The organism is Ignavibacteriota bacterium, assembly GCA_016716225.1.
In the GTDB taxonomy this organism is placed as follows: domain Bacteria; phylum Bacteroidota; class Ignavibacteria; order Ignavibacteriales; family Melioribacteraceae.
Map to the genome: position 1 here is coordinate 3,980,944 of JADJWT010000001.1, position 12,607 is coordinate 3,993,550.

At 29.8% G+C, this 12,607-nt stretch carries 8 protein-coding genes; 3 read left to right on the plus strand and 5 right to left on the minus strand.

Annotated elements, in window-relative coordinates; genetic code table 11:
* Positions 1-1,302, plus strand: coding sequence for an O-antigen ligase family protein (locus tag IPM32_17115; protein MBK8946969.1), 1,302 nt, complete (start codon positions 1-3; stop codon positions 1,300-1,302).
* A 17-nt stretch (positions 1,303-1,319) separates the two neighbouring features.
* The gene (locus IPM32_17120; GenBank protein ID MBK8946970.1) at positions 1,320-2,189 is read left to right on the plus strand and encodes a glycosyltransferase family 2 protein; all 870 of its coding nucleotides are present in this window, start codon (positions 1,320-1,322) and stop codon (positions 2,187-2,189) included.
* Between the two features lie 26 nt (positions 2,190-2,215).
* On the opposite strand, the gene IPM32_17125 is transcribed toward IPM32_17120, so the two are convergent.
* The 5 genes from IPM32_17125 to glgP form a co-directional block, all read right to left on the minus strand.
* Positions 2,216-4,354 carry a hypothetical protein gene (locus tag IPM32_17125; GenBank protein MBK8946971.1) on the minus strand — a complete coding sequence of 713 codons (2,139 nt, stop codon included), beginning with the start codon at positions 4,352-4,354 and terminating at the stop codon, positions 2,216-2,218.
* A gap of 161 nt (positions 4,355-4,515) precedes the next feature.
* Positions 4,516-6,291: a T9SS type A sorting domain-containing protein gene (locus tag IPM32_17130; GenBank protein ID MBK8946972.1), complete on the minus strand. Its 1,776-nt coding sequence runs from the start codon at positions 6,289-6,291 to the stop codon at positions 4,516-4,518.
* Positions 6,292-6,621: 330 nt separating this feature from the next.
* The gene (gene wecB, locus IPM32_17135; GenBank protein MBK8946973.1) at positions 6,622-7,719 is read right to left on the minus strand and encodes a UDP-N-acetylglucosamine 2-epimerase (non-hydrolyzing); all 1,098 of its coding nucleotides are present in this window, start codon (positions 7,717-7,719) and stop codon (positions 6,622-6,624) included.
* Between the two features lie 102 nt (positions 7,720-7,821).
* Complete coding sequence (locus tag IPM32_17140; GenBank protein ID MBK8946974.1) at positions 7,822-9,159, minus strand: nucleotide sugar dehydrogenase; 1,338 nt, start codon at positions 9,157-9,159, stop codon at positions 7,822-7,824.
* A gap of 100 nt (positions 9,160-9,259) precedes the next feature.
* Positions 9,260-11,824 carry an alpha-glucan family phosphorylase gene (glgP, locus tag IPM32_17145; protein ID MBK8946975.1) on the minus strand — a complete coding sequence of 855 codons (2,565 nt, stop codon included), beginning with the start codon at positions 11,822-11,824 and terminating at the stop codon, positions 9,260-9,262.
* A gap of 162 nt (positions 11,825-11,986) precedes the next feature.
* On the opposite strand from glgP, the gene IPM32_17150 reads away from it, so the two are divergent.
* Complete coding sequence (locus IPM32_17150; protein ID MBK8946976.1) at positions 11,987-12,595, plus strand: glycerol-3-phosphate acyltransferase; 609 nt, start codon at positions 11,987-11,989, stop codon at positions 12,593-12,595.
* Positions 12,596-12,607: the final 12 nt, after the last annotated feature.

The following is a 12,607-nucleotide window of genomic DNA, read 5'->3' on the forward strand; positions in this document are numbered from 1 at the left end:
TTGGGAAATGATTTATACATATTTTTCGCAATAGGAATTGCAGCAATCTTAGGAATTGGAACATTCTTACTCTGGCTAAAAAAATTTGAAACCGCTGTTTTTTTCTTTGCACTTTCGCCGTTAATATCTGCAATTTTCTTTGATAATTTACCTCAAGAAGATGTTGTAATGGATGAAGTTACTATTGGAATTGGAGGAACACTTCGTGCGGCAACTTTAGCGTTTTTGGGAATTGCCGGTTTAATAAAATTTATTTTAAGTATTCCAAAAAATAAATTAAAAATTCCAATTCACTTTATTCTGCTTGGAATATTTTTATTACTTGCATTTGCATCTTCATTTTATTCTCTTGATCAAAAATTTACAATTATCAGAGCTGGATTATTATTTGCTGTATTTTGTTTTTTACTAGGTTTGCACGTATGGCTTCAAGAAGGAAATAATTTACACAAAGCACTTAACTCAATGTTTGTTTTAGTTACAGTTATTATTTTCGCAACACTAATTGGATTATTTATAATTCCTTCAAGAATTTGGTGGTACAAATTACCAAGGTTAGTCGGCTTGTGGGAACATCCAAATACATATGGTTCTTTCAGCATGCTGGCTTATCCAATATTAATTTGGAAATTTTATTCAATTAAATCCCACAAAAAATATTTTATTCTTTTTATCATTTTAATTAATTTAGGGTTACATATTTTAACTGGATCAAGAACAACATTACTTGCCTCTTCAGTTGGAGTAGTTGTTTGGTTATTATTAGAAAAAAATTGGGTGAAATTATTTTCGGTTGGAATAATAATTGGAATTTTCATAATAGCATTGTTAAATTTTTCACCGGAAAGTTTTAAGAGAATGGAAACTTCAGATATAACCGATTTAAGCTCCCGCGAAGATATTTGGAACAGTGCTGAAATTTTTATATTAGAAAACCCAATTTTGGGTTATGGATTCGGTGTGGAAGGAAAAATTTTCCAAGATGAATTGAAAGTTGATCTAGAAGGTAGTTTTATTGAAAGAAGCGTTAGACAGTCTTTGCATAATGGATATCTATCAATGCTTGTCGGTGGTGGAATTGTTGGATTAATTTTGTGGATAATTATTTTATTATTTCCTTCTGTAGCAACTTTTGCTTATTCATTTTCACCAGAAAAAGCTTACGCATATTATACATTTATAACTGTTTTTATAACAAATTTCGTTGAATCCGCATTAACCGGATATAGTCTACCTAGTGATATATTTTTCTGGCTGGCATGGACAATTTTAGGTTCAATATGGATTAAAAATTCCAAATAATTTTAGAAAGTAGTTTGATGAAGAAATACATATTAATTACTGCAGCAAAAAATGAACAAGATTATATCGGTGAAACAATAAAATCCGTTATTTCACAAACAGTAAAACCATTTTTGTGGTGTATAGTTAGTGATGGATCAACAGATAAAACCGATGATATCATAAAAGAATATGAAAAGAATTATAGTTTTATAAAATATATTCGGAACGATAAAACTGATGATAGAAATTTTGCTTCAAAAGTTTATGCATTGAAAATTGCGTTAAATTATATTGCTGAAAATAAAATTGATTATCGGTTTATCGGCAATTTGGATGCTGATACTGTTTTTGATACAAATTATTATGAGCAAATTATTAAAGAATTTGAGAAGGACGAAAATCTCGGTTTAGCTGGTGGAATATTTTTCGAAAATTATAAAGGAAAAAAAATAAAAGTAGTTTTAGCAAGCAACAGTGTACGCGGAGCAGTTCAATTTTTTCGAAAAGACTGCTTTGATGAAATTGGCGGATTTGTTCCCCTTAAGAACGGCGGTGAAGATATTATAACCGAAGTTACCGCAAGAATGAAGGGATGGAAAGTTAGATCATTTGATCACTTACATGTCCAGAATTTAAGACTTTCCGGTACTGGGCGCTGGGGAATTGCTGAAACAAAATTTAGAGAAGGAATGCTGGCACACTCTATTGGTTATCATCCACTTTTTCAAATTCTAAAATCACTTTACAGATTTAAAGAAAGACCTTTCATAATCAGCGGAATATTACATTTATTTGGTTATTTGTGGGCTTTAATTAGTAAAAACAAAGTTAAGGTTAGCCAAGAATTTAAAACATATTTACGTAAAGAGCAGATTCAACGGTTGAAAGAAACTTTCATACCGTAAAATTTAAACCTCACAAAAAACTATTTTCAGTTAAATGTTACTGGAACCGAACTCATTACCGGCAGATGATTTCTATGATAGATTACAATATAGTAATCGCCAGAAGCAACATCGACAGAAAATGGTGTTCCATCAGAATTTATAATCGTGCCGTCATTTTTCAGCAAGCCAGCTTTTCTTGAATGCACATAATAATTCGAAGTTGAATCTGATCTTAATTCTACAAGAACCCAATCAACAATATTTTGATGTGAAATTGTTATTGTTTCAGTTCCGTTATATTCCCAAGGGGAAATAAAATAGGGCTGCGTTTGAGAAATAGAATCTTCATAATTTTGAGAAACATCCATTATTCCATTGGTATATGGTCCCTCTAAATTTATTTTTAAATTTGCAGCAATGGATTGTTTCTTTTTCTTTATGGACATACCAGTTACATTGATTTGAGAATAAATTCCATTTCGTTTTATTTTTACTTCAACATTTATTTTTGTAACATCGTAGGGAATTATTAATGATTTGTTCTGGTTTAATGATTGACTAAGATTGTATTTCGTCCAATTTGTTGTACTTGATGGAATTTCGAATGATATAAATGGATATGATGTTGATGGAAAGCTAAAAATCACTTTAATTTGATTTCTTGAATCATTAATCCCTTTAGTCCAAATTTCAAATTCAACTTCACCTTTTTCAAGTCCACCTAATTCTTGAACTAAAAATATTCGTGTACTATCCCATGAACTAATCCCATAAGAATAACCAATATTCTCGGGGGCAGTATTATCAACGGTCCATTCGCCATGCGCTGAATGTGTTCTCAAATAATATCCATCCGGAATACCATTAGGATTTAATGTATTTGTATAAGTATCAAGATTAACATTTATGGGTGGAAAAACATTTTCAAATGGATCGGGAGTTTTTTCATATAAAATTTCTGCCCATTCTTTATAAGTATTTATTTCAATATTATTTTGGTGACACCAAGCAAGAATTTCTTCAACTCTTTGAAAATATTCAGTTGGTAAAACATAACCATTATTACCTTTTAAGTCATAAAAATGATTATGCCCAATCATAACCTTATTTTTTGCAATTCCATCTGCGATTGTTGTTTTGATTGTTGAAATGGTCTGACTTGTCCAATCTTCATTAAAATCTTCCCATTGCATACCAAATTCCAAATATTCATTAGGATCATGTTCATTAAATACTTTTAGGGATTTTGGAGTATCGCCAAAAGAAGCTCCAGCTTTATATCCTAAAGGTTTTAATGCGGTACTTAATTCTAAAGTCGAAATTACTGGATGCCTTCCACCGGGTTGAATCCAAGTTGTTGGTCGATCAATTTCATATAAATCAGCTAATTTTAGCGTTTCATTTGCCAAAACTCTTATTGCATTTATGCTTAGTTTTTTTTTTCTATCAAATTTATAGAAGTTAATATTATTTGTTTGCGGCAAACTTACCGGATTTTCCCAAATATCTAGAATTTGTGCTTTAGTTTTATTATTGAAAAAATTATAAATAAAATATAATCCATATCCCTCAAGATAAACATAAATCTCTGTGTCATAGTTAATCGAAGAAAAATTTCCATATATAGTATCATTATGTACATTACAAGTGCCAATTGGTGTTTGACCTAAAATATCAACTGAATTAAATTCTAAACAAATTTTTCTTTTACCATTTGCTTGTTCAATGATTTGATCAACACCGGGAATTGGGACTGCTGTTCCATTTTGAAGGTAATCATTTGCCGGAAATTCTGTTATAAAATAATTTGTTCTATGGTTTGGTGTATGATCCATAATTTCATGTCCGGCATCTTGAATTGCCTTAATTGCAGAAATATATGAGGGACTATTGAAAGGTATAACAGTGTTATTATAATTATAACTTGCCGCAAAATTTAATGCAAAACTAAAATGGTAATCTCTTCCAAAATTACTGTTATAATTATTAAAAATCGAAGCCATTTGAGTATAATATTCCATTGCATAATTATCATCTATTCTAAATGCTATGCCGGCTTTTTTTTCCACAAATTGAAGTTCTTCAGCAGATTTTGGGATTTCTGAAATATTATTTTTTTGTGCTAAAATTATTTGCGAAATTAGAATTATTCCAAATAAAATTGTCTTGAGGAAATTTATCATAATTAATCATTTCTTTTAAATAATACTTAAAATCCTTTTAACTTAATTTAGTTAAAATTGTTTCAAAACAAAATATCCGGTGATTTGCATCACATAAGAAAATCCTTTAAAAAACTAATCATATTAAAGGAATTTTTGATTTTTTAATTAGGCAAAAATTACTATCGCAATAATATCATCTTTTTTGTTTGTGAAAATTTATCAGTACTTAGAGTATAAAAATAAACTCCGCTTGCCAAATTTGAAGCATTAAATGCAATTTCATAATTTCCGGAATTTTGTTTGGCATTTACTAAAGTTGCAATTTCACTTCCTAAAATATTATAGATTTTGATAGCAACTTGAGAATTTTCGGGAATGCTATAAGATATTTTCGTTGCCGGATTAAATGGATTTGGATAATTTTGGTTTAGTACATAATAATTTGGAATTTCTTCATTTTTATTTTCAACTGAAGTTGTTCTACTTTTAGCCAAATACATTCCACTAATTTTTACAACTCCGGATTTGTAATTTGAACATTTAATATCAACCGAAATGAAATTTACATTTTCGGGAATTATAAGTTCTTTATTTCCATTTGATGATTGCTCTAAAGAATATTCAACCCAATCTTCTGTATCTGCAGGAAATTTATAAATTTCATTAATTTCACTTGAATATTCGCCAAAGGAAAAATAAACTTCTATTGAATCTCCAGTTGCTCCTTTGGTTTGAATTCTAAAATCATTTTTACCTTTTTCAATTCCGGCAAGATTTTCAACTCGGCAAATTCTAGAATTTGTTGAAATTGAATATGCATATTTTCCTATTCCGGCAACAACGGTATCAACTTCCCACTGTCCTTGTCCCGACCAATATCTTGGTGAATAACCATCCGGAACTCCATAAATATCCAATTCGGAAATATTTTTATCTAAATCAACATTTAATGCTGGGAACACATTGGCAAATTCGTCTGGTGTTTGATCATATAAAATTTCCGCCCATTCCGAATATGTTTTTATTGGAATATTGTTTAGGGTTGCCCAAGCGAGAATGCTGTCTATTTTTGCAAAATATAAATCGAGCGAATCAATTTCATAAAAATGTGCATGGCCAATTTGCATATAGTGTTTTGCAATTCTATCGGCAATAACATTTTTGCATTTTTCAACTGTCCAAGTATCATCAAAAAAATCACCCCACTGCATTTCAAATCTTTCATAATCATTCGGGTCAAATTCGTTATAAATCTGCCTACCCTTTTTTACAGCTGCACCGGCAACAAAATTAAATTCTTTTCCTAATGTTCTACTCAATTTTTCTTTTGATAATTGTGGAAAATCTCCGCCTGGTTGAATCCAAGTTTTAGGCGGTTCAAGATTAAATTCCAATGCTAATTTTCTTGTTTCATTTGCCAAAACATTAACAGCTTTATCAGAAATATGAACATTATTTTTACTTAGAATAAAATATTTTGTATGCCATGTAGTCGGTAAAAAAATTGGATCACCCCAAACATCAATAAAATAAATTTTATTATTTTCTACTGAACTTTTCTGAACTAAAGTATTTAATTCCGGTATATAAATATAAATTTCGTCTTCGGGTAAAGTTGTAAATCCATTTAATAATTGATTTTGGTAAACATCGCACATACCGGTTTTTGATGCTAATGTTGTGTCGACTTTGTCAAATTCAAGACAAATTTTATTATTTATAATATGATCAATTCCATCTATTGGAATATTTGTTCCTTCTAAGTAATATTCAGAAATTGGAAATTGAGTTGGAAAATAATTTGTTCTATGATTTGGAGTATGGTCCATAATTTCATGTCCCATTTCTTGAAGAGTTCTTATACTATCTTTATACTCTGGAGTTTTAAAATCATTTAAATTTAATGCAACGCAAAAATTTGCGTTATACTTTTTAAATACTTTTGCAATTTCCATATAATCAGCAATTTTAGCATTATCATCAAATCTAAAACAAATTCCACCTTTTTTTTCAAGATATAGACTGTCTTCAGAAAAAGCATCTAAATTTGAAGAAAATGGATTTGAAATTATTGATGTAAAAGAAAATAAAGCAATCAAAATTGTATTAATTATTATTTTATTTTTCATTGTAAATTTCCATTCCAAAGTTTTTTTACTCTTAAATAATTATTTTTATTCTTTCTGCAATAAGATGAAATTTTGAGGTAATTGTGTGATAAAAATCAATTAATTCAATATTTAATTAATTCGAAAATTACATGAAATAATTAAGCCTAAAGAATTTTAATTTTTTATTTTTTCTGATATAATTGCAGTTATTCTTTCAGCCGCTTTCCCATCCCATAATTCCGGAATATTACCTTTTTTAAGTTTTCCGTCAAGAATTTCCAAAGCAACTATTTTAGCTTTTTCCAAATCATTTCCTAAAAGTTGGTTTGTTCCAACTTCCACAGTAATTGGTCGTTCTGTTGAAGTTCTTAAAGTAATACATTGAATTCCCAAATATGTGGATTCTTCTTGAATTCCGCCGGAATCTGTTACAATTAATTCCGCATTGCTAGTTAAAGTTAGAAAATCCAAATATCCGATCGGTTCGGTTAAAATTAGATTTTTACTAATTTTTTCTATTAATCCAAAATCAGTAAGATTTTTTTTCGTTCTTGGATGAATTGGGAACAAAACTTTTCTCTTTTCTGCAAGTGTATTTAAAACATCAATTAATTTTATTAGCTGATCTTTTACATCAACATTACTTGGTCTATGTAAAGTTACCAAAACATATTTTTTTGGTTCTAGATCAAAATTATTGAGAAAATCAGAATTAACAATTTTTGGTTTAAAATAAACTAAACTATCAATCATAACGTTTCCGGTAAAAAATACTTTACCGTTTGAAATTCCTTCATTTTTCAAATTTTCCAAACCACTTTTTTCAGTAACAAAAAGTAAATCGGAAATCGCATCTGTTAAAACTCTGTTTATTTCTTCCGGCATTTCTCTATCACCACTTCTCAATCCAGCTTCAACATGCACAATTTTGATGTGTAATTTTGCAGCTGTTAAACTGCATGCAATTGTGGAATTTACATCACCAACAACAAGAATCATATCCGGTTTTTCTTCAAGCAGAATTTTCTCAAACTTTATCATTACATTTGCAGTTTGTTCTGCGTGACTTCCGCTCCCAACTCCTAAATAGAAATCCGGTTTTGGCAATTCCAAATCTTCAAAAAATACTTTTGACATTTTTTCATCATAATGCTGACCTGTATGACAAATCAAATGTTGAATTGAATCTTTATATTTTTGAAATGCTCTGTGAATTGGAGCAATTTTCATAAAATTTGGACGTGCACCAACTACGGATATTATTTTTTTCATCAATTTTCTCTTAACGATTTTTTCTTTATAATAATTTTGTTTGAACAAAAAAAAGCCGAAAAAAAGTTTTAGACTTTAATTCGGCTATATTTAAAAACTTAACTATGATTTTTTAATGTGTTTTGCTTTTATGCCATGTTTTTCGAAGGCATTTCTTGTATCTAAAATTAATTTAGAATTTTCTGCAATAAATTTATAATCATAATCAGAATGATCAGTACTTAGTACAACTAAATCATATTTCTTTAAATTTTGAGCAGTTAAAGGAACGGATTTCATTGTATAATTGTATTTTCTCATTTTAAACAATTTTGGAACGTATGGATCATTAAAATCAACTTTTGCACCTTTTCTTTCAAAAAGTTCAATTAATCGTAGTGATGGAGATTCACGCATATCATCAATATCTTTTTTGTAAGCTGCACCAAGAATTAAAACATTTGCACCATTTAATGCTTTCTTTTCATCATTCATAAATTTTGCAGCATTCTCAACAACATAATATGGCATATAAGTGTTGATTTCTCCGGCAAGTTCAATAAATCTTGTGTTAACTTCATATGCGCGTGCTTTCCAAGTTAAATAGAAAGGATCGATAGGAATACAATGTCCGCCTAAACCCGGGCCCGGATAAAATGGATTATACCCAAATGGTTTTGTTGATGCTGCGGCAATAACTTCCCAAATATCAATATCCATTCTTTCAAAAACCATTTTTAATTCATTTACTAAAGCAATGTTTACTGAGCGATAAATATTTTCAACTAATTTTGTAGCTTCGGCAACTTTTGGCGATGAAACCGGAACTGTTTTTACAATTACATTATTGTAAAGTTCGGTTGCAATTTTAACGCATTTTGGTGTTACACCACCAATAACTTTTGGAATCGTTGATGTATTAAAATCTGGATTATTTGGGTCTTCTCTTTCCGGTGAAAATGCTAAATAAAAATCTTTTCCAACAACTAATTTTTTTGTTCCGGTTTTCTGAATCATCGGAGAATTTTCAAATAATGGCTGAAGAATTTCTTCTGTTGTTCCGGGATATGTTGTTGATTCTAATGTAACTAATTGCCCTTTTCTTAAATATTTTGAAATTGTCTCTGCAGTATTTACAACATAAGACATATCCGGTTCTCTGTGTTCATTTAAAGGTGTTGGGACACAAATAATTATTGCATCAACTTCCGGCAATCTTGTAAAATCAGATGTTGCTTCAAATTTCCCAGAATCTACAGCGGCTTTAATTCTTTTTTCTGAAATATGTTTAATATAACTTTTACCTTTTTTGAGTAATGGGATTTTTCTTTCATCTACATCAAATCCAATTACATTAAATCCTTTTAGAGAAAATTCTAATCCCAAAGGAAGTCCAACGTAACCAAGCCCAATAATTCCAACTTTTGCAGATTTGTTTTTAATTTTGTTTAAGAAATCCATATTGACCTTTTTATTTAGATTTTAATAATTTATTTAACTAAGACAAAAAAGCAGTATATATTTACCCAATGCAAATGATTTAAATCAAAAATTTTTATTTTTATGCCCAATGAATTAAATTTAATTCAAAAGGATTATTTAACAAACTATGTTTTGGCAAAATTCGTAAAGTATAACCAAAGTGACCGGTATTGTTACATCTAATTTCACCGGAAAATGTATGAATACCAACTTCCTCATTAGTTTTAACATAATTCATAATAACAAAACTATTTGAATTTGCATCGTTTCTATTATCGATTTTTCCGTAATAAATTTGAATATCAACGTCATTAGGTGAAAGTTTTCCTAATTCAACTTCACAACTAATTTTATATGATGAATCAACTTTCATCTCTGTTTTTGGATTTTCTTCGGAAACGCTTACGAATTTAATACTTTTCCAATTTTTTAATAATCCAGCTTTCCATTTAGAAAATTTCTTCGCCTCATCCCAATCATTTTCTAATATGAATTTTCTTCTATTCAAAGCTTTGTTATAATACTTATCCGTGTATTCAGAAACCATTCTATTAGTATTGAAAACTGGACCAAGATTTTTCATTGATTCTTTCATCATGTGAATCCATTTCCTTGGAAGTTTATCTTCACCTCTATCGTAAAAAGTAGTAACAATTTCTTTTTCTAAAGTTTCATAAATTAGGCGGGATTCAATCTCATCTTGATAATCAGTATTTTGATATTCTTCGCCATTTCCAATCTTCCAGCCTAATTCTCTTTGATATGCTTCATCCCACCAGCCATCTAAAATGCTAAAATTCAAACCTCCGTTTGCAATTATTTTCATTCCGGAAGTTCCGCTAGCTTCCAAAGGTCTTCTTGGATTATTTAACCAAACATCACAGCCTTCAACCATATATCGTGCAATGTTCATATCGTAATTTTCCAAGAAAACAATTCTTTTTCTAAAGAGTGGATCTTTTGATATTGAAACCAATTCTTGAATTAATTTTTTACCTTCTTCATCTTGAGGATGTGCTTTTCCCGCAATTATAAATTGCACCGGTCGATCGGGATTTGTTAAAAGGTCCGAAAGTCTTTCAATATCTCTTAAAATTAATGTTGCACGTTTGTAAGTTGCAAATCTTCTGGCAAAACCAATTGTTAGTGCGGAAGGATTAAGAACTTCCTTTGCAGCATCAATTTCTATGCTTGAAGCACCTCTGGAAATAAGTTGCTTTCTCAATCTCTTACGAGCAAACGAAACCAATCTTTCTCGTCTTCTTTCGTGCGTATTCCATAATTCTTCATCGGGAATTTCATCAACAGCTTTCCAAGCATCGTTATCACCATTTCCGGAAGCAAAATCTTCACCCAAATATCTTGTTAAAAGTTCAGACATTTCCGAAGATAAATGCGAACGTGTGTGAATTCCGTTAGTAATATGTTCAATCGGAATTTCATCAAAGGGAATATCCGGAAATCCTTGAGTCCACATTTTTTTTGAAACAACACCATGAAGTTTACTTACTCCGTTTACCATTCCCGCCATATTCATTGCTAAATGTGCCATATTAAAGTTTGCCGGAGGTTTATTTTGAATAATTGTTCCCAATTGGTAAAACTGTTTATCAGAAATTTTTAATTCTTCTCTGTAATATTTTCCGAAATATGACTCAACCATATCATTTCCAAAAACATCAATACCGGCGGGAACCGGTGTATGAGTTGTGAATATATTAGAGAAATTTCCTATATCTTTTGCTTGATCAAATGTTAATCCTTTTTGTATTAGTAAACGAATTCTTTCTAAAGCTAAAAATGCAGAATGCCCTTCGTTCATGTGGCAAACTAAAGGTTTTATATTTAATTCGTGTAAAGCTCTAATTCCACCAATTCCAAGAATTATTTCTTGCTGAATTCTTGTTTCTTTATTTCCACCATAAAGTGCACGAGTAATTTTTTTGTCTTCGTCATTGTTTTCCGGAACATTTGTGTCTAATAAATACAACGGAACTCTTCCAACTTGGATTTTCCAAATTTGGAAATAAACTTGTCTACCGGGAAAATCTAAAGAAATTTTGACTGGTGAATTATCTTCAGTTGTAACTAATGTCATTGGTAAATTTAAAAAATCAGAAATTGGATATTGTTCTTGCTGCCATCCATCAGCAGCTAAATACTGCTGAAAATATCCTTCTTTGTAACATAAGCCAATTCCAACTAAAGGAATACCTAGATCACTTGCGGATTTTAGATGATCTCCAGCTAAAACTCCTAAACCTCCGGAATAAATTTGCAGACATTCAGTTAATCCAAATTCAGCGGAAAAATATGCAATAAATGGTGTTTCAGCAGATCCATATTTTTTCTGATACCAAGTTGAGTCTTCTAAATAAATATTTAACTGCAAATAAACTCTATTCATGTGAGAAACAAATCCGTCATCTTCAGTCATCTCATTTAATTTTTTTTGACTAATTTTCCCAAGCATCATAACCGGATTGTGATTTGTACTTTCCCATAAATCACGGTCTAATCTCCAAAAAAGTTCTTGCGCATCATGATTCCAACTCCAATAAACGTTATATGCAATTTCTCTTAACGGTTCTAATTTTTCCGGCAAAGAAGGAATTACACTAAAATTTCCAATAAAATTGACCATTATATCTCCTATTATGTATTTTTCTTAATTCAAATTCATTATTTTACATTATAAAGTGTAAAATTACTTATAATCAAATATTTATATTGCATAGAAAATAAAAGTTTACAGAATAATATCAAAGTTGATTTTTATATTTATTCTATAATTTGTTGAAATACAATGACATTATCGATTCTTTTAATAATAACTTACATTATCGGATCATTTCCAACAGGATTTATCGTTCTAAAAATAACTCATAATTTAGATATTCGAAAAGTCGGTTCCGGAAATGTTGGAACATTAAATTCTTTTGAAGTTACAAATTCTAAGAAAATTGGAATTTTTGTACTTTTTGTTGATTTGATCAAAGGAATAATTTCTATAATATTGGCAAAATTACTAATTCCAAATGATTTCTTTGCAGCCGTTTTAGCTTTAAATTCAGCAGTTTTAGGTCATTGCTATTCAATTTGGATAAAATTTTCCGGAGGTAGAGGTTTAGCAACTGCAGCTGGTGGAGCGTTAGTTTTATCTCCGGCAATTTTAATAATTTGGTTATTTAACTGGGTAATTATGAAAAAAATTAGTTCAAATATTCATGTATCAAATTTTGGGGCAACAATAATGGTAATCATTTTTTCAATATTTTTTTCGGAAGAACTAAATTTAATTACATTTCCACCAGCGGAAGAAGGATTAATTTTTATATTTTCCATATCTTTACTGATGTTTATAATTCTAACAAAACACATTACTCCTTTAAAAGAAATTATTTACAAAAATTAGGTTGAAACAAGT